The 17782-nt window shown below is 64.2% G+C and carries 17 protein-coding genes; 7 read left to right on the top strand and 10 right to left on the bottom strand.

Annotation, left to right across the window (positions count from 1 at the left end):
- The first annotated feature begins 30 nt into the window (after positions 1-30).
- From U2H20_RS09000 to U2H20_RS09020, 5 genes are all read left to right on the top strand, one after another.
- Positions 31-978 (top strand): hypothetical protein, encoded by a 948-nt coding sequence (locus U2H20_RS09000; RefSeq protein WP_430591951.1) that lies wholly within the window; start codon positions 31-33, stop codon positions 976-978.
- Between the two features lie 50 nt (positions 979-1028).
- Positions 1029-1919: a hypothetical protein gene (locus U2H20_RS09005; RefSeq protein ID WP_430591952.1), complete on the top strand. Its 891-nt coding sequence runs from the start codon at positions 1029-1031 to the stop codon at positions 1917-1919.
- A gap of 35 nt (positions 1920-1954) precedes the next feature.
- Entirely contained in the window at positions 1955-3190 is a 1236-nt protein-coding gene (locus tag U2H20_RS09010; RefSeq protein ID WP_430591953.1) for a hypothetical protein, read from the top strand.
- A 191-nt stretch (positions 3191-3381) separates the two neighbouring features.
- Positions 3382-5532, top strand: coding sequence for an ATP-dependent Clp protease ATP-binding subunit (locus tag U2H20_RS09015; protein ID WP_430591954.1), 2151 nt, complete (start codon positions 3382-3384; stop codon positions 5530-5532).
- Positions 5529-6224 (top strand): pyroglutamyl-peptidase I, encoded by a 696-nt coding sequence (locus U2H20_RS09020; RefSeq protein ID WP_430591955.1) that lies wholly within the window; start codon positions 5529-5531, stop codon positions 6222-6224. Before U2H20_RS09015 ends, U2H20_RS09020 begins: the two co-directional genes overlap by 4 nt.
- A 57-nt stretch (positions 6225-6281) precedes the next feature.
- Here the strand turns inward: U2H20_RS09020 and U2H20_RS09025 are convergent, their stop codons facing one another.
- Positions 6282-6644: a biopolymer transporter Tol gene (locus U2H20_RS09025; RefSeq protein WP_430591956.1), complete on the bottom strand. Its 363-nt coding sequence runs from the start codon at positions 6642-6644 to the stop codon at positions 6282-6284.
- Positions 6645-7028: 384 nt separating this feature from the next.
- Between U2H20_RS09025 and U2H20_RS09030 the strand changes: the two genes are divergently transcribed.
- The gene (locus U2H20_RS09030; RefSeq protein WP_430591957.1) at positions 7029-8528 is read left to right on the top strand and encodes a DEAD/DEAH box helicase; all 1500 of its coding nucleotides are present in this window, start codon (positions 7029-7031) and stop codon (positions 8526-8528) included.
- Between the two features lie 78 nt (positions 8529-8606).
- Here U2H20_RS09030 and U2H20_RS09035 read toward each other — a convergent pair whose 3' ends face one another.
- The 9 genes from U2H20_RS09035 to U2H20_RS09075 all read right to left on the bottom strand — a co-directional run bounded on the left by U2H20_RS09035 (position 8607) and on the right by U2H20_RS09075 (position 17069).
- Complete coding sequence (locus U2H20_RS09035; protein ID WP_430591958.1) at positions 8607-9176, bottom strand: NUDIX hydrolase; 570 nt, start codon at positions 9174-9176, stop codon at positions 8607-8609.
- A gap of 13 nt (positions 9177-9189) precedes the next feature.
- Complete coding sequence (locus tag U2H20_RS09040; protein ID WP_430591959.1) at positions 9190-10254, bottom strand: ROK family protein; 1065 nt, start codon at positions 10252-10254, stop codon at positions 9190-9192.
- Positions 10241-11290 carry a threonine aldolase family protein gene (locus U2H20_RS09045; protein WP_430591960.1) on the bottom strand — a complete coding sequence of 350 codons (1050 nt, stop codon included), beginning with the start codon at positions 11288-11290 and terminating at the stop codon, positions 10241-10243. Before U2H20_RS09045 ends, U2H20_RS09040 begins: the two co-directional genes overlap by 14 nt.
- 117 nt (positions 11291-11407) lie before the next feature.
- Positions 11408-12529 carry an ABC transporter permease gene (locus U2H20_RS09050; RefSeq protein WP_430591961.1) on the bottom strand — a complete coding sequence of 374 codons (1122 nt, stop codon included), beginning with the start codon at positions 12527-12529 and terminating at the stop codon, positions 11408-11410.
- Complete coding sequence (locus U2H20_RS09055; protein ID WP_430591962.1) at positions 12526-13410, bottom strand: ABC transporter ATP-binding protein; 885 nt, start codon at positions 13408-13410, stop codon at positions 12526-12528. Before U2H20_RS09055 ends, U2H20_RS09050 begins: the two co-directional genes overlap by 4 nt.
- Before the next feature lie 232 nt (positions 13411-13642).
- Positions 13643-14362 (bottom strand): hypothetical protein, encoded by a 720-nt coding sequence (locus tag U2H20_RS09060; RefSeq protein ID WP_430591963.1) that lies wholly within the window; start codon positions 14360-14362, stop codon positions 13643-13645.
- 11 nt (positions 14363-14373) lie between these two features.
- Entirely contained in the window at positions 14374-15273 is a 900-nt protein-coding gene (locus tag U2H20_RS09065; RefSeq protein ID WP_430591964.1) for an ABC transporter ATP-binding protein, read from the bottom strand.
- Positions 15274-15275: 2 nt separating this feature from the next.
- Positions 15276-15629 (bottom strand): GntR family transcriptional regulator, encoded by a 354-nt coding sequence (locus U2H20_RS09070; protein ID WP_430591965.1) that lies wholly within the window; start codon positions 15627-15629, stop codon positions 15276-15278.
- A 252-nt stretch (positions 15630-15881) separates the two neighbouring features.
- On the bottom strand, positions 15882-17069 hold the full coding sequence (locus U2H20_RS09075; protein WP_430591966.1) for a hypothetical protein: 1188 nt from the start codon (positions 17067-17069) through the stop codon (positions 15882-15884).
- A gap of 177 nt (positions 17070-17246) precedes the next feature.
- Here U2H20_RS09075 and U2H20_RS09080 point away from each other — a divergent pair, with 177 nt between their 5' ends.
- Positions 17247-17546, top strand: a complete 300-nt coding sequence (locus tag U2H20_RS09080) for a hypothetical protein (protein ID WP_430591967.1) — start codon at positions 17247-17249, stop codon at positions 17544-17546.
- Positions 17547-17782 lie beyond the last annotated feature (236 nt).

The following is a 17782-nucleotide window of genomic DNA, read 5'->3' on the forward strand; positions in this document are numbered from 1 at the left end:
GAACTCCGGGAGTGCCCGATAATGGCGTGTATGAGCGATCCGCAGAACCCCCGTCACGATCCGCTGTCCGACGAGTCAGCATCCGGTGTTCCGCGGACGAATACGCCCGACACCCCCGCCCACCACGCGGACCCAACTCGTGATTCCCGTGATGCCGCGGCCGAAGCGGAGACCGCTGAGCGGGCCTCGTTGAGCCTCGCCACGGGCGAGTTCACCGCAATTGCAAGCCCTGGCGAATACGCGGCTCGCACCGAGTCTGAGTTGTACTCGCACCATGCTGACGATGCCGCACACGCTCCAGCGACTGAACAGGATGCGCCTTCGCACCGTTCGTCGACGGCTGAGGCCCCACCGCTCGCTGATGCCGCAGATCCCGCGGCTCGGCCCGTGCGTTCGCAGCGCCGCACGGCTCTCGTCGCAGGTGCGATCGCACTCCCGCTCATCAACATCGGCCTCGTCACCCTCGTGCTGCCGTTGCTCTACTGGTACGGAACGACAGTCTTGAGTACCGTCATCGTCGCCGTTGCAAACCTGGTCGGGGGCATCCGCGCTGCGAACTCTGCTGAGGCGGCGATCCAGAACGCGAGCTCCGTGAGCATCAGCGGTGTGACCCTCGGTCTCGTGATCGCGGGAGCGGTGCTGATCATTGCCGGCCTGCTCGTCAGCGTGCTCGTGCTGCGCAAGAAGGTCGCACGCCCCGGCATGGTCACCCTGATCGCAGTCTCCATGGGAATCGTCTTCTCGAGCATCGTGATCGGTGTCGTCGTCGGTCTCGGTGGCGCGCTCTTCGGAAGCGCGACGACGACGGTGTCGCAGGCGATCACGAACGGACTCCTCGGAGTGATCGGCGTCGGGCTCGTCGGGCTCGTCGTCTCGATCATCGTCGGCGGGATCATCTGGGTGGTGAGCACAGTGCTGCTCGCCCCTCATGCTGCAGTCACGCCGAAGAGCGGCGCCGCAGCGCGTTCATCTCGCTAGAATTTCTGTTCCGCCTGGAAGGCACTGTCATCACGAAGGTACGTCAAGGTATGGAAACGAACGTCGAGACTGAAGCGGCTTCTCGAGCCACGATCACGCGGACTCGGCTGCCGGTCATCGCTGGAGCGATTGCCGGTCCACTGTGGTTCACGGGCGCTCTTCTGCTGTTCGGAGGACTCTGCGCGTGGATCGCGCATTCGCTCGGTGGTGCACCGATGCAACTGCTCGCCGACTTCTTCAACGGTTCGAGCGTCATCGCGTGGTGGGACTCACCCGCCGGGTTCACCGTGGCGATCGGGCTGGCCGCAGCGGCGGGCCTCGCGTTCATCGTCCTCGGGGTGTTCCTGGAAGCCCTCATGTTGCGGATCGCCCGCGCCGCCCGGCCGTTTGCTTCAGCGTGGCTGAGCGCGGCCGTCGTGATCTCGCTCGTCGTCGTGGTCGGCGGGATCGCCGGAGTGGCCGCGGCCGCGCGTGGTGGCGAAGTCATTGCCCCAAACGTCGGCCTGTATCTGCTCGGCATCCTGCTCGGCGGCTCGATCGTGGTCGGTGCTCTGGTGTCATGGGGCACGGTCTTCGCGCTTTCCTCGTGGACGACCGCGGAGCCCGGTGCCGAGAGCGCGGCGGCTGAGCCTGGTGCCGAGAGCGCGGCGGCAGAGCCTGGCGACGAGAGCGCGGCGTCCGCCCAGGTGAATGAAATGGAGGCCGAGATCGACGACGAGGCTTCCCACGCCGACTCGGTGGCGATCGCCGACGCGGCGAAAGAGCAAGCTTCTGAGCCGGGGGTCGGGGCTGAGCGCACGCCATCGGCGCCGCTCGTGCTCTTCGACAGCCGGGTCACGAATCCCGCCCGGGTGCACGACCTCGACCTGTTCGAACAAGCTTCGAACCGTCCGCACTCCGCCCCGTCCTCATCGCGGGGAAACGGCGACGCGAATCTCTGAGGCTGCCTTCAGCATCGAACGCGTAGGGTTTTCCTGTGAGTCGTGATGATGGAGCGCCGCCGGCACCAGGGGAGGACACCCCTGTCCCGGCTGATGTGAAAAAGGTCACGCTCGCTCGTGCCGAGGACGAACGCCTTGACGCGCTGATACCTGAGTCTCCTGCCGAAGTTCGGCGTCGAGAGCGCAAAGCGCAGCAGGCGCTGCAGGCGGAGTTCGCCCGCCAAGCACAAGCGCGGGCACAGACGCATTCGCAGTACGTCGCGAACCCGTACTCGCAGATGGCGGGGCCGTATGGCCAGCAGTACCCGCAGCAGTATCCGACGCAGGCGGGGCCGACGCAGGCGGGGCCAATGCAGGCGGGGCCAATGCAGGCGGGGCCAATGCAGGCGGGGCCAATGCAGTATCCGCAGTATCCGCAGTATCCGCAGTACCCGCCGCCAAGCCCCACGTATTCAGGGCAGGCGCTTTCCCCGCAGCAGTATTGGAACTCCCCGGGAGTCGCATCCCCCACGGGGTACTCGAATTACCCCGGCTCCACGTACAACCCGCGATACGCCGGGTACATGCAGCAATCCCAGTACGCACGCGCTCCGCTAAAGAAGAAGCCTCTGACGAAGCAGCAACGCGGACGCGTCATCTGGAGTGGACTCCTCGGCCAGACGATCATGTCGCTCGCCGTACACATCTTCTGGTGCACGATCTGGCTCGCCCTCTTCTTCGGCTGGATTCCCGGTGTCGGGAGTGAATCCGATGCTGCGCAACCGATTGATCCCTTGCAATCACGATCGTTCACGGAGTTCTTCTCCTACTGGATCCAGGGCGAGCGTGCCTGGGGACTCATCGCCATGTTGACGCTGATCTACGTCACGCTCGGTGCAGGTGGCTGGGCGGCGCAGAAACTCGTCATGAACGATGCCGCCAACAAGCCGCACCGCGTGATCCTTTGGGCGCATCTCTGCACGGTCGGTGCGACGACGATCGTCGGTCTTGCGGGCTGGCCCACGATTGTGTTCTTCGGCGGACTCATCGGTCTGTTCTCGGGAACCTTCGCCTCGCTGGGATCGCTGTGGAGCACCCTGTTCGTGACGATCCTGCTCGCGGTCCTGGCCTGCGGATTCGTGGGAGCGCTCTTCTCGTGGGTGTTCGCGCGCGGGTACCAGCCGCTCAATATTCCGCAGGCGGACGATGTCGACGAGTCGCTCAGCGGTGAACACGAGGCTGCTGCATCGGAACGCAGCGAAGATCCCTTCATCGCAAACCCGGCCCGCTGACCTCGTCATTCGACGCTGACCTCGCCATTCAACGGTGGCCTCGTCATTCGACGCTGACCTCCGGTGATTCCGCTTCGGATTCACTCGACAACGCTGTGCCAAAAAGATAAACTTGAGTCACACGCACTCAACTTTGAAACGTGTGAATGCCGGTACTTCCGGCGGCAGAGTTTTACCTGAAGGGGGATGCCATGGCACGAATGGGTGGCGGAGTTCCGCCTCAAGAAGAAACCAAGTCTGCGTTGGAACAGTTCGGTACCGACCTCACCGCGATCGCACGCAGTGGGAAGCTCGATCCGGTGATTGGTCGCGATGCGGAGATCCGACGGATCACGCAAGTGCTCTCGCGACGCACGAAGAACAATCCGGTGCTGATCGGGGAGCCGGGCGTCGGAAAGACTGCCGTCGTCGAAGGGCTCGCCCAGCGAATCGTCGCAGGAGACGTGCCGGAGAGCCTCAAAGACAAGTCCATCGTGACGCTGGACATCAACGGGCTCGTCGCGGGCAGTAAGTATCGCGGTGACTTCGAGGAACGCATGAAGAACGTGCTCGCCGAGATCCGTGAAGCCGACGGCAGGATCATCACCTTCATCGACGAACTCCACATGATCATGGGCGCGGGCGCCGCGGAGGGTTCGCAGGGCGCTGCGAACATGCTGAAGCCGATGCTCGCGCGAGGCGAGCTGCGATTGATCGGAGCCACGACGCTCGATGAGTATCGCGAGTTCATCGAAAAAGACGCGGCGATGGAGCGGCGGTTCCAGCAGGTCTACGTTGGCGAACCGAGCGTCGAAGACACGGTCGCAATTCTTCGAGGACTGAAGGAGCGCTATGAAGCGCACCACAAGGTCACGATCGCCGATAGCGCGCTCATCGCCGCAGCATCGCTTTCGAACCGGTACATTCCGAGTCGACAATTGCCAGACAAAGCAATCGACCTGATCGACGAGGCCGCGAGTCGACTCCGAATGGAGATCGACTCGGCGCCGACGCTCATCGATGAGCTCCGGCGGAGCGTGGACCGGCTGCTGCTCGAGCAGTTGGCCTTGAAGCGCGAGCGGGACGACGCGAGCAAGCAGCGCTTGCGCCAACTCGAGGAAACCCTTGCGGAGAAGCAGCAGGAGCTCTCTGCACTCGATGCACGCTGGCAACGGGAACGAGCCGCGCTCAACCGTGTCGGCGCCTTGAAGGAACGACTCGACCAACTCCGTATCGACGCGGAGCGGGCACAGCGCGCCGGCGATCTCGAGCGTGCCAGCCGAGTGCTCTACGGCGAGATCCCGATTGTGGAGAAAGACATCCGCGAGGCTGAGGCAGGAGAAGACCGCACCGGTCTGATGGTCAGTGAACAGGTCGGGGCAGACGAGATCGCCTCGGTCGTTGCGGCGTGGACGGGCATTCCTGTCGGTCGCCTCATGCAGGCCGAGACCGAGAAGCTGCTGCACCTCGAAGCAGGGCTCGCGCACCGAGTGGTGGGCCAGAGCGATGCCGTGACCGCGGTCGCCGACGCCGTGCGTCGAACGCGAGCAGGTGTGAGCGACCCGAACAAGCCGACCGGCACCTTCCTGTTCCTCGGACCGACCGGTGTCGGAAAGACGGAGCTCGCCAAGGCGCTCGCCGAGTTGCTCTTCGACGACGAGCGCGCGCTCGTTCGGATCGACATGTCCGAGTACGGGGAGAAGCACTCGGTCGCGCGGCTCGTCGGCGCCCCTCCCGGATACGTCGGCTACGAGCAGGGTGGTCAACTGACGGAAGCCGTGCGGCGACGCCCATACAGCGTGGTGCTGATGGACGAGGTCGAGAAGGCGCACGCAGAGGTCTTCGACCTGCTGCTCCAGGTGCTCGATGACGGCCGGCTGACCGACGGTCAAGGACGAACGGTCGATTTCAGGAACACGATCCTGATCCTCACCTCGAACCTCGGCAGCCAGTTCCTCACCGATCCGACGCTGCCGGAGCGGGCGAAGCGCGATGCCGTCATGGGAGCGGTGCGACAGGCGTTCAAGCCCGAGTTCGTCAACCGGCTCGACGACATCGTGATCTTCGATGTGCTCTCGCCCGAGCAACTCACGGGAATCGTCGAGATCCAGGTTGCGGGCCTCGATGAACGGTTGCGCGATCGCCGTCTGCAGATTCTCGTCAGCGAGGAAGCGAAGCGCTGGCTTGCAACAAACGGCTATGACCCGATCTACGGGGCTCGCCCACTCCGGCGGCTCATGCAGAAGGAGATCGACGACCGACTGGCTCGTGCGATTCTCGGCGGCTCCGTGCACGACGGAGACACCGTGCAGGTCGATGTTGCTGCCGAAGGCGGCGGGCTCGAAGTGAGGGCAGCCGAATGACGCATGCGTTCACCGTGCTCGTGACCGGATTCGAACCGTTCGGCGGGGACGCGGAGAACGCGAGTTGGGAGTCGGTTCGCGAGTTGCCGTCGACCTGGCAACTCGCGAACGCCGAGTTGCGTGTTGCCCGGCTCCCGGTCGTGTTCGATGCGGTCGGACCGAGCCTCGAAGCGCTCGTCGCGGAGCATTCCGCTGATCTGGTCGTCGCTGTCGGAGAGGCGGGTGGTCGGCTTGCGATCACTCCGGAATCGACAGCGCACAACGCCGAGGATGCGCGCATCCCGGATAACGCAGGCAAATCGCCGCAGGGCACGATCGATGTCACGCGGCCAGAGTTGTTGCCCGCGTCGATCGATTGTGCAGCGATTGTCCGAGCAATCGCCGCGGTCGGAGTGAACGCGGAGATCTCCGACGACGCAGGGCGATTCGTCTGTAATCGCGTTGCGTGGTGGCTGGCCGCCGATGCGACGGTGCCTGGAGTATTCATTCACGTGCCCGCGATTCGCTCTGCGGGTGAGGCGACCGTCGGAAGTGAGACCGATGTGCCGAAGGATCACAGCGCTGCGCCGTCACGGCCGCCATCGATCTCGCGGCCGCATCCGACGAAGACACCACCAACGATCGAGGAGCTTCGCCGAGGAGTGCAGGCCGCGGTCGAGAACGCGGTCGAACAGGTGTTGCAGACTCGTTGAACGTCAGGGCGCTACCCGTCGGCGGCGCCCTCGGCGGTGTCTGCGTCGGCGCCCGAGTCAGTCTGCGTCGGCGTCCGAGTCAGTGCGCGCGTCGAGCTGATCGAGCTCCTGCAGCGCGTCGTGCGCTCGTTGGATACGCGCAGCGACCGGCTCCTCCCACCAGTACGGACCTCGTTCGCCGAGGCCGTGCTTTGCGATCCCCACTCGCTTCCGCGATGCGGCAACCGCCGAGTCGTCGTTCGCTCGCTTCGCAACTCCGACGCCGGATCTTCCTCTGCCGAGGTGCGACTTCAGGCGCTCCACAAGCTCTTCGGGGAGCTCGGGGTCGGTGCGACGCCAACGTCGACCGTTGATGACCATCCAGCGCTCGTTGTCGTCCGCCGAGCCATCATCGGCAGCGCCTCGCTTCGCGTTCGTCATGCGAGCTGCCCCCTGGAATCGAGCGGATGATCGTGATCTTCATCGTAGGACGTGCCGCTGACGAGGAGGGCCGAGCGGCGCATGCGAACGCAGCGTGCTGTACTCGATGGCTTCCGACTGCTACTGTTGAACTACTTGCGAAACGATTCATTCGTTTCCCTGCGTCGTAGAACGCATCCCTCCCCGCCGATACTCTCAACTGTTGAGTGGCCGGGACTGCTTGCTGCGGCGAACGAGTAGGGCAATCGCCCCGCTCGGACCGCACCGCCGCAGTCATCATCTGTATTCGCACCCCGCTGCCTCATCGAGCCAGCGTTCGACCTCGTGTCACTGTGCGTGCCCACCTGATGACGTGGCTCTTTGCCTGAAAGGCATCACACACTCATGACTGAATCACAAACGAGCGATGCAACGCTCACCTTCGCCGAGCTCGGCGTTCCTGCGCGACTCGTGCAGGCGCTCGCTGGCATGGACCGGCACACGCCGTTCCCGATCCAGGCAGACACCCTGCCTGACACACTCGCTGGTCGCGATGTGCTCGGCCGTGGAAAGACGGGCTCGGGCAAGACCCTCGCCTTCGCCATTCCGATGGTCGCTCGCCTGAGCGACTCGAGCCGCAGCCGCGCAGGTTCACCACGTGGCCTCGTGCTCGCGCCAACCCGCGAACTTGCAACCCAGATCACCGCATCGATCGAGCCGCTCGCGAAGGCCGCCGGCCTCAGCATCACCACGATCTTCGGTGGCGTCTCGCAGCGCCCACAGGAGCAAGCATTTGCTCGCGGCGTCGACATCGTCGTTGCGTGCCCAGGTCGCCTCGACGACCTCATGAAGCAGGGAATCGTCAAGCTCGACCGTGTCGAGATCACGGTGCTCGACGAAGCGGACCACATGGCCGACCTCGGCTTCTTGCCGATCGTGACGCGCATCCTGCAGAAGACTCCGGCCGGCGGACAGCGCCTGCTGTTCTCGGCAACGCTCGATAACGGCGTTGACGTGCTGGTGAAGAAGTTCCTCCGCGATGAAGTGCTGCACTCCGTTGACGAAGCGAACTCACCGGTTGCAGCGATGACGCACCACGTCTTCGAGGTGCACGCTGAAGAGAAGACCGAGCTCATCAAGGCGCTCGCCTCCGGCATGAGTCGTCGCATCCTCTTCACCCGCACGAAGCACCAGGCGAAGAAGCTCGCAAAGCAGCTCACCGCCTCGGGAATCCCAGCGGTCGACCTGCACGGCAACCTGTCGCAGAACGCTCGCGACCGGAACCTCGCTGCGTTCTCGGACGGCAGCGTCAAGGTGCTCGTCGCAACCGACGTCGCAGCTCGTGGAGTCCACGTCGATGACGTCGGACTCGTCGTGCACGTCGACCCACCCATGGAACACAAGGCATACCTGCACCGCTCGGGCCGCACGGCTCGCGCCGGCAGCGCAGGCGATGTCGCAACGATCATGCTCCCGGCACAGCGCAAGGACACCCAGGCGCTGCTCCGTAAGGCGCAGATTGCGGTCACTCCGCAGTCCGTGACCGCGGATGCCGCACCGATCGTGGCCCTCGTCGGCCAGGTCGCACCACGGGTTGCACCCTCTGAAGCTCCCGTCGTGGCACAGCCGCAGCCCCGTCAGCCTCGCGGCAACGGTGGCGGCGGACGCGGTCGCTCCGGTGGCGGACGCAGCCAAGGTGGCGCTCGCAGCCAGGGTGGTCGGAGCGGCGAAGGTCGCGCAGCAACCACTGGCGCGTCGACCGGCGGACAGTCGCGCGGCGGCGCTCGCACGGCAGCACCTCGCAACGCTGGCCCTCAGCAGCGCAGCACCGGTGGCGGACGTTCCGCTGGAGCCGGTGCAGCGCCAGGCGGTTCACGCCGGGCTCGTCGTCCACAGGGGCGCTAGGTCTTCGCACTGATTTCGAACGCAATCGCGCCCGTCCTGCATCATGCAGGGCGGGCGCGATTTTCGTTGGCGCGAGGCCTAGGTTGCCGGGAGCTGATGCAGCATTCTGCGAAGCCGGGCCGCGAGTTCCTGGTCGGCGGCATCGAGTTCATGGAGCGTCCACCAGCGGACGTCGAGGCTCTCTTCGCTGACAAGGGGCACGCTCCGCGTCGCAGCGACAGCGAGAAACCCGATGTCCCAATGCACTGCGCAGTGCGTGAAGTCGCCCCGCAGTTCGTGGATGTCGAGATCCATCGGTGTGGGCTCGATGAGGCTGATGTCATGGACGCCGCCTTCTTCAACGGCCTCTCGGAGTGCTGCGGAGGCGGCGCCGGTGTCACCGATTTCGAGGTGTCCTCCGAGTTGCAGCCAGCGGTTCGCCTTGCGATGCAGGGCCAGGAGCACTGCGCTCCGGTCGGGCGAGAGCAGAAAGCAGCTTGCCGTGATGTGCTCGCGCATCGCGGCTTTCTCGACGAATGCGGCGCCATGCTGGTGAAGCTGTTCGAGGTATCGAGCCCGCGTTCGAATATGCGCGTCGCTCCGTGGCGCCCACGCGGCGAACTCGGCAAGAACGCGTTCGGTGAGCGCGTCCCAAGCTGGAGTGCTCATCGTGCCGGGCTCATCAGGCTGCGCCGCTCGTGCTCTCGGATGTGCTGGTCGATGTCGCTGCACCCTTCGCATCGTCGACGCGGGCCCGGAGGATCGCGAGCGCGGCTGCACCGATCGCGGTAGTGAGGGTGCCGAGCGACGACACCGAAATATGGCGAGGCTGTGGCACTGCCTGCAAGGGAGCCATCGCGGCGAGTTCGCGTTCGATCACGGGCATCCACCAGGGCGCTGCGTGAATTCCGAGCGAGCCGCCGATCGTGACGACTGCAGGATCGAAGGCCGGCAGCAGCCGTCGCAGCGCGGCAGCAATCGCGCGAGCAGCGTCGTCGAGCGCAATCGTCGATTCAACGTCGCCTGCGCGAGCAGCGTCGACGAGATCTTTTGCAGTGACCTGTCGCGCCTCTGCAGCGGCAAGCGCGCGAGGAGCGGAGAGGCGGTTGCCAACGCGCGCGAGCGCCTGGCCTCCCGCAAAGGATTCGAGGCATCCCTTCGCGTCGCAGCTGCAGACGGGACCGTCTTCATCGACCGTGACGTGACCGAGTTCTCCCGCGTAGCCATGCGCACCGTGGAGGGGCGCGCCGTTGACGATGAGCCCGCCGCCGACACCCGTCCCGAACGAGAGCAAGAGCAGTGACTCCGCGTCGCGACCCGATCCGAAGGTGAACTCGCCGAGTGCCTGTGCGTTGCCGTCGTTGTCGATGGTGATGGGAACACCAAGGCGTTCGCGCAGTGGCGCCGCGAGTTCGAAGTCGCGGATCTTGAAGTGTGCGGCGTAGTTGATCCGTGACTGGCCGGGCGCGAACCAGGCAGCGATGCCGACCCCGACCGAGTGCGGCGATGCGAGACTGAGCTGATCCGCAGCACGAACACATTCGAGGTATGCGCGTTCGACCTCATCGAGGAGCGCGTCTTGACCAGAGATCGAGTGTGTGAACCAGTACTGGTGCAGCACGGTCCCGTGCCCGTCGGTCAGTACCGCGGCGACTTTTGTGCCGCCGATGTCGATGCCGACGAAGGTTCTCGGGGAACGCGTGATGGTCGTCGCGGTCATGCCCGGCAAGGGGTCACGCTGCAGCACAGGTCGATCGGATCAACGCAGCAAAGGCGTCGATGTCGTCCGCCTGGGTGTCGAAGGAGCACATCCAGCGGACTTCGCGCTTCGCTTCGTCCCAGTCGTAAAAGGCGAACTGTTCGCGCACGGCCTGCGCAACGCCTTCCGGCAGCGTCGCAAAGACGCCGTTCGACTGTGTCGCCTGCGTGAATTCGAGGCCCGGAACACCCTCGAGCGCTGCACGAAGTCGAGTCGCCATCGCGTTCGCGTGGCTCGCATTCTGGTGCCAGAGATCGCCTTCGTACAGGGCGATGAGCTGCGCAGACAGGAAGCGCATCTTCGAGGCGAGCTGCATGTTGAGCTTCCGGAGGTAGGTGAGTCCGGTGGCAGCGTCTGGGTTGAGCAGGACGACTGCCTCGGCACCGAGTGCGCCGTTCTTCGTGCCACCGAGGCTCAGGATGTCGACACCGGCGTCGCTCGTGAATGTTGCGAAGTCGGTACCGAGCGAGGCTGCGGCGTTTGCGAGCCGAGCGCCGTCGAGGTGCACCTTCATGCCGAGGGAGTGCGCGTGATCCGTGATCGCGCGGATCTCGTCGACCGTGTACAGCGTGCCGAGCTCGGTCGATTGCGTGATCGAGACTGCCAGTGGCTGTGCCCGGTGCTCGTCGCCGAACCCCCAGGCTTCACGATCGATGAGTTCGGGTGTGAGCTTGCCGTTGTCGGTGGGGACGGCGAGGAGCTTCAGCCCGCCGACCTTCTCGGGAGCACCGCCTTCGTCGACGTGAATGTGCGCGGTGCTCGCGGTGACCACAGCTCCCCATCGGGGGAGAATCGACTGCAATGCGAGGACGTTCGCGCCCGTTCCGTTGAAAACCGGGAAGGCGAGCGCCTGATCGCCGAAGTGCCGGCGAACCACTTCTTGCAGCCGCTCGGTGTAGGCGTCGCCGCCATACGCGCCCTGATGTCCGGAGTTCGCCTCCGCGATCGCCTGGAGGACGTCTGGGTGAACGCCCGAGTAGTTGTCACTGGCAAAACCGCGGGTATCAATGTTGTGAAGCTGCACTCGACTATTCTCGCGCTTCTCGGCGACACCCGCGAACTCTGCCGGGCAGATTCCTTGCCGAGAACGAGGAATGGGCCCCTCCGTTCGGAGAGGCCCATTCGCTTGGAGAACCCGAGCTCAGGAGTTCTTCAGCGCGTCGCGCATCTTGACCTTTGCGCCGGTCCGGAGCAGCGATCCGTCGTACACCTTCGCTGCGAACCAGATCGTGATCGCTGTCGTGACGAGCATGATCGCGAGGGTGATGAACGGCTCCCACCAGAGCGTCGACTCGGTGAAGAGGCGGATCGGAATCGCAACCGGTGCTGTGAACGGGAAGTACGACATGATCGCGAGGGCGAGGGGGTTGCTGCTGAAGATGATGATCAACAGGTAGGGCGCCATGACGAGCATCGTGATCGGCGTCTGCACGCTCGCAAGGTCTTCACTGCGTGAGACGAGCGCTGCCGTGGCCGCGTAGAGCGAGGCGATCATGACGAATCCCACAATGAACAGGACGACGAACCACAGGATCGGGATGCCGAGCCCGTCGAGGATGATCGTGTTCCCTGTTGCAGCTCCTGCGCCGAGGGCTATGAGCGCGATGAGGATGATCTGCCCGAATGCGAGCGCGGAGTTTCCGAGGATCTTGCCTGCCAGCATCGCGCGGGCTGAGACGGTGGAGAGCAGGATCTCGACGATGCGGGTCTGCTTCTCCTCGACGACGCTCTGTGCGATCGTTCCACCGAAGGTGAGCGCCGACATGAAGTAGATCGCACCGAACGCGATGGAGATGAAGTAGACGATCAAGAACTCGTTCGAGCTGGGGTTCAAGATCTCGACTTCGGGCGTGATGCTGAGTGCTTGCACGAGCCCGCTCGGCGCCTCGCTGTCTGCGATGACGAGCAGTCCGCTCTCGTTCTCGGCCTCGACGACGGCAGCGTCAACGTCACCGCTCTCGACGAGCGCGCGAGCTTCCGCTTCGCTGCCAACGGTTTCGGCCTCGATCGTTTCGCTGTCCTGGAAGGCAGTTGCGACGCTCGAACTCGTGGTTGCGATCTTTGAAGTCGATGAGAAGAGGTCGCCGGCGAAGGAGCTGAACACGATCGCGGCGAGGATCAGCACGAGCGTGATGATGGTGGAGACGACGAAGGACTTCGAGCGCAGACGCACGGAGACTTCGCGTTGCGCCACGATCCCGGCGACGTTCCAGAATCCTGGCGACTTCATCGGTGAGTTGCGAGCTTGCGTTGGGATGCTCATCGCACGACCTCCTGGAAGATTTCGGTGAGCGGTCGCTCATGCGGGGTGAATCGGGTGACTGCGCCGTGCTCGAGCGCTGTGCGGAGCACTGCGTCGGCGTGCTCGCGGGAATCGGCGCTGAAGCGAACGAAGTTCCCATCGAGTTCGGAGACCTGGACGCCAGTGGCGTGACGAACCCAGCCGGCGTCTGCGGAGGACTCGAGGATCCATTCGGGCGAGCTGTGTGCCGCACGGATTTCCTTGCGCGTTCCGGCAGCGCGGACGCGGCCGTCGGCGATGATCACGAGGTCGTCGCAGAGACGCTCGACGAGGTCGAGCTGGTGGCTGGAGAACAGCACGGGGGCACCCGCTCCCGCGACATCGCGGAGCACTTCGAGCGTTGTTTCAACGGCCATCGGGTCGAGGCCCGAGAACGGCTCGTCGAGGATCAGCGCTTCTGGCTCGTGCATGAGTGCCGCGGCGATCTGTGCACGCTGCTGGTTTCCGAGTGAAAGGGATTCAAGGGTGTCGTTCTGGCGTTCGCCGAGACCGAGGCGTTCGAGCAGATCGCTCGCGTTGCGCTTCGCACCTTCTGTGGAGAGGCCGTGCAGGCGGCCGAGGTAGACGAGCTGTTCGCGGACCTTCATCTTCGGGTACAGACCGCGTTCTTCCGGCATGTAGCCGACGCGGGAGCGCCAGGTCGGCCCAGCGGGGGCGCCGTCGACCGTGACTTCGCCACTGTTGGGGCGGAGCACACCGAGAATGATGCGCATGGTGGTGGTCTTGCCCGAGCCGTTCGCTCCAACGAAGCCCGTCATGCGGCCTGGCTGAACGGAGAACCCGACGTCATGCAGAACCTGTGTCGATCCGAAGGACCGGTTAATGCCGGTGAGAGTGATCATGTGATTCCTTTCCGTGATGTCAACGCTATGTGGAGGGGTTGTCGTCGCGTATCGGCCATGAGTGCCGAAGACGCTCCCCCCGGAGGTGGAGCGTGAGGGTTCGAGGCGAGCGCTCAGGGGGAGTGTTTACGCAAAACGGCGGGCTCCAGAAGGTTCTGGTGCCCGCCGTTCACGGTGGTGCGGTGTTGCTGTGGTGCGGTGCTGCGGTGCGGTGCTCGAACCGGCGCGGCCGCTATCGAACCTGTGCCCGGCGTGCGAGCACCCACCAGGCGACCGTCGTGATGATCGTGACCACGACCGTCACTGCAATCCAACCGATCCACGCCATCGATGCGATCGATGCGAGCATCTCGGGGTTTGCGAACGCGACGATCACGATGATGCCGGAGAGGAGGATGCCGATGACCGCCATCGTCAGGAGTCCGTTGCGGCCCCATCGGTTCCAGACCGTTCCGAAGAATGCCCAGGCGACGGTGCCGAGGAAGAGGAGGAGGAAGCTCTGCACGAGCGTCTCCCACCATTCCCCGCGGCTGACGTAGACGACATTGAACATGCTGACGTTGAGGCCGAATCCGTTCGTCGCGACCTCGATCACTTTCATGATCGTGATGAACACTGCGATCACTGCTGACTGGATGGCGACGAAGAGCAGCGAGCCGAGCATGTATTCACGCCGGGTGAAACCGAGCCCCATGGAAAGGGGGAAGTACTGCGTCATCATCGTGACGCCGACTCCGAATGCGATGCCGAGGAGCGCGAAGATCGCTCCGTTCCATTGCATCCCGAGACTCATGCCGTTGATGACCTCCGGGTCGTCGGCGAATCCGACGTTCAGGGCGACACCGATTGCGATGACGACGAGAAATGCGCCGGCGATGGAGATCGCGGGGTAGAGGAGGAGGTCTTTGCGGTTTGCTGTGTGCAGGGCGAGCACACCATTGATGCGGTTCATGATGCTGCCTTTCACTTGGCCGCTGCTGCGGCGTCGACGTGTCCAGCGGTGAGCTGGACGATGAGGTTCTGCAGTGACACCGAGCTGAAGTCGATGCCACGCGCTTTGAGGGCGCGCTCCTGCTCGGGCGGGAGTACACCGAGCACCATGACGGTGGAGAGCGAGCCGAGCTGCTGCCGGTGCACGACATTGAGCCCAGCCGTGAGCTCATCGATGTCTGCGGTGCGGCCCGAGAGCTGCACGGCGGTCCCGCGAAGGTTCTCGGTCTCCTCGTCGATGATGATCTCGCCTTGGTCGAGCACGATCACTCGTTCGAAGAGGTTCGCCGCTTCGTCGATGTGATGCGTCGACATCAGGATCGTGCGCGGGTGCTCTGCGAAATCGGCGAGGAGCCGGTCGTAGAACATTTGTCGAGCGACTGCATCGAGGCCGAGGTAGGGCTCATCGAAGAAGGTGATCTCTGCGCGTGAGGCGAGGCCGATGACGATGCCGATCGTGCTGAGCTGCCCACGGGAGAGCTTCTTCGAGATCGAGCGATCCAGCGGCAACCGGAAGTCAGCGATGAGTTGCTGCGCGAAGGCCTCGTCCCAGTTGGGATAAATGGTTCGAACGACGCGGAGGAGCTGCGCACCCGTCATCGAGTCGGGGTATCGCTGGCCCTCCTGGATGAAGCAGGTTCGGGCAAGGATGTCGGGACGTTCGAGCGCCGGTTCTCCGAAGAGGGCGCTCGAACCGCTCGTCGCGAAGAGCTGACCGGTCAGTTGCTGCATGAGTGTGGTCTTGCCTGCGCCATTGCGACCGAGAAGGCCCGTAATGGTGCCGGGTTCAATGCTGAAGGAGACTTCGTCGAGTGCGCGAACTCCCTTCGGGTACATCTTGGTGAGGTTGTGGGCCTCGATTGCGTACGTCATGGTTACGCTCCGTTCCGGATGATGTCTGCGAGCTCGTCGCGCGTGATTCCGAGGTTCTCGGCCTCGCGCAGGAGCGGGGTGATGTATTGCTCGGAGAAGGCCTCTTGACGAGCCTTCTTGAGTGCGGTCTTCGCGCCAGTTGCGACGAACATTCCGATCCCTCGTTTCTTGTAGAGCACTCCCGTGTCAACCAGGCGGTTCAGGCCCTTGCCCGCGGTGGCGGGGTTGATGCGAAGGAACCCGGCGAGCTCGTTGGTCGAGGGGACGGCGGATTCTTCGGGATAGGTGCCATCGAGAATTTCGTTCTCGATCTGCTCGGCGATCTGCACGAAGAGGGGTTTCCCTGCATCGAACATGTCTGCCTCCTCAAATTGGATGGGGTGGATGTGCGCACATCCGGCGAAACCGATCAGGATCCGGGGTCCCGAGGAGTTCCGTGGTTCATTACTCAACTAATGAACCATAGAACCGAAAGCGTGTCAACTGCGGTGTGAAGTTTTGCGGGAACGACGATCAGGGCATAAAAGAGGGGCGGCCCTCCAGATGGAGGGCCGCCCCGGCTTTGTGCTGACTCAGTTGTTCAGGAGTTCAGCAGCGTGCTGCGGAGTTCAGACTTTGCGGCGTGCAGCCACTGGTGAGTTGCGCTCGCCCACAATGCGTGCGCCGAGGAGTCCGGCGAAGGCGGCGATCACGAGTGCGATCAGCGATCCGGCGAAGGCCCAGCCCGCGGCCTTCGCGGCATTGTCGGTTGCTTCTTCAGCAGTCTGACGGGCGTCTTCGACGACCGTCTCAACCTGCGTCTGGAGCTCTTGAATGCGCTCGTCGACGGTCGACAGCTGTTCGCTGACCGTGTCGACAGTGGTCTCGATGCCATCAACGATGTTGTCGACAACGGCTTCCGCTTCCGCGCCAGTGAGGTCGGTGTTTGCTGCGACCGAACGTGCGATCGCGTCGCGGTCCACTGCTTCGGAGATCGTTTCCGCGCGCTCGACGATGGAGTCGCCGAGGTTGCCGAGAATCTCTTCATAGTTCTCAGGGTTCACGAGCAGTTCGCGACCGGAGGCGAGCACTTCCTCGCGAACCTCGTCAACCTGACCCTGCAGGTAATCCGGCTGGAGTTCGGGCACGTCGGTGCCGACGAGGATGTCCTCGGTCTGCGCTGCGAGCTCTTCGCCATCGATGTCGGAAATGCCTTCCGCGATCTGGTCGGTTGCGCCGTCAACGGCGTCTGTGACAACGGAAGCGATCGACGACGCGCCGTCGCCCGCCGCGGAGGCGGTGGTGGAGAGGACTGAGCCGACAGCGCCGAGCGTTGCGGCCGTGGTCATCGCGATCACGACTGCTGCCGCGATGATGCTTCCAGCCCACATGACGACGCCGTGGATGAAGCCAGCGCGGCCTGCGAGAACGCCGGTGACGAATCCGCCAGCGCCGATTGCAAGGACGAGCGTCAGGATCGCCCAGACCGCGAGGCCGGTTCCAACGCCTTCGAGCGGCTGGTCGGAGGTGAGGTCGGTTGCGCCGAGGCCGATTGCGGTGCCGAGAAGCGAGAATGCGATCAGGATCGCGATGGTCGTGACGACTCCGGCGAAGATTGCGCCCCAGGAGACGTTCTTCGCGTCGACGTCGTCGCCTGCACCGAGGTACGTGGTGCGCCAGCTCGGCTTCGCGGGATCAGCGGCGGTCTTCTTCGCGTCGGCGGTCGTCGCCGTCGGCGTAGCAACCGTCGGCTGGTCGGCCACGTTGATGGCGTCGTTCGGGCTTGCATCGGTTGATGTGCTGTCGTTCAGGCTCACGCCGGGCCTCAATTCTTGAGAAATGAATGGTAGTTCCCTGAATGGTACCCGAATGGGGGGTACAAGCAAGACCGATCCGATATTTCGTACCCCGGCATCTGGTTTTTTCTCGTCCACTCGACCACCGAGCTCGTCCACTCGAGGAGCTCGGTGGTCGCGCTCGGTACAGTGCTGAGCGTGGGAGAGCAGCGGAACCCTCGACGATGGCACGATGACGCGCCTTCCGGATCGAGAGGAAAATTCATTGGCGGAGTCTTCGGGCTCGCCCTCGTTCTTCCCCTCCTTGCCGCCACCGGACTCCAGCGTTGGCTTGGTGATGCCGCGGCGATCACGATTCTCGTCGCGGCTCTCGTCGCGTGTGGAGCGGGTGTGGCCCTGCTGCTCTCCAAGCATCGACGAGTCGAAGCCTTCCTCGTCTCCGGCCTCGTGATCGGCTTCGGATTCTCGATCTTCATCACAGCAACGATGCGCTGGTAGAGGGTTCCGTGCCCGAATCGCTTGCGGTTCGCAGTGCGCCGAGGAGCAGGTCCGCGGGCCAGTGGAGGCGTAGGTCAGCAGAGGCGCAAGCTTGCAGACGCCGAGCCCAGCAGGCGCCGAGCCCAGCAGGCGCCGAGCCCAGCAGGCGAGGAACCCGGCAGACGCCGACCAGAGCAAGCGCGGAGCCCAGCAAGCGCGGAACCCAGCAGGCGCCGAGCCTCGATTCGTTGCTCCCT

The sequence above is a fragment of the Humidisolicoccus flavus genome (genome assembly GCF_045689595.1).
GTDB lineage: Bacteria > Actinomycetota > Actinomycetes > Actinomycetales > Microbacteriaceae > Humidisolicoccus > Humidisolicoccus flavus.

Excerpts from the sequence above, each read along its gene's own strand:
- U2H20_RS09000 (WP_430591951.1), top strand. The coding sequence starts at position 31 with ATGAGCGATCCGCAGAACCCCCGTCACGATCCGCTGTCCGACGAGTCA.
- U2H20_RS09005 (WP_430591952.1), top strand. The coding sequence starts at position 1,029 with ATGGAAACGAACGTCGAGACTGAAGCGGCTTCTCGAGCCACGATCACG.
- U2H20_RS09015 (WP_430591954.1), top strand. The coding sequence starts at position 3,382 with ATGGCACGAATGGGTGGCGGAGTTCCGCCTCAAGAAGAAACCAAGTCT.
- U2H20_RS09020 (WP_430591955.1), top strand. The coding sequence starts at position 5,529 with ATGACGCATGCGTTCACCGTGCTCGTGACCGGATTCGAACCGTTCGGC.
- U2H20_RS09025 (WP_430591956.1), bottom strand. The coding sequence starts at position 6,644 with ATGACGAACGCGAAGCGAGGCGCTGCCGATGATGGCTCGGCGGACGAC.
- U2H20_RS09030 (WP_430591957.1), top strand. The coding sequence starts at position 7,029 with ATGACTGAATCACAAACGAGCGATGCAACGCTCACCTTCGCCGAGCTC.
- U2H20_RS09035 (WP_430591958.1), bottom strand. The coding sequence starts at position 9,176 with ATGAGCACTCCAGCTTGGGACGCGCTCACCGAACGCGTTCTTGCCGAG.
- U2H20_RS09050 (WP_430591961.1), bottom strand. The coding sequence starts at position 12,529 with ATGAGCATCCCAACGCAAGCTCGCAACTCACCGATGAAGTCGCCAGGA.
- U2H20_RS09055 (WP_430591962.1), bottom strand. The coding sequence starts at position 13,410 with ATGATCACTCTCACCGGCATTAACCGGTCCTTCGGATCGACACAGGTT.
- U2H20_RS09060 (WP_430591963.1), bottom strand. The coding sequence starts at position 14,362 with ATGAACCGCATCAATGGTGTGCTCGCCCTGCACACAGCAAACCGCAAA.
- U2H20_RS09065 (WP_430591964.1), bottom strand. The coding sequence starts at position 15,273 with ATGACGTACGCAATCGAGGCCCACAACCTCACCAAGATGTACCCGAAG.
- U2H20_RS09070 (WP_430591965.1), bottom strand. The coding sequence starts at position 15,629 with ATGTTCGATGCAGGGAAACCCCTCTTCGTGCAGATCGCCGAGCAGATC.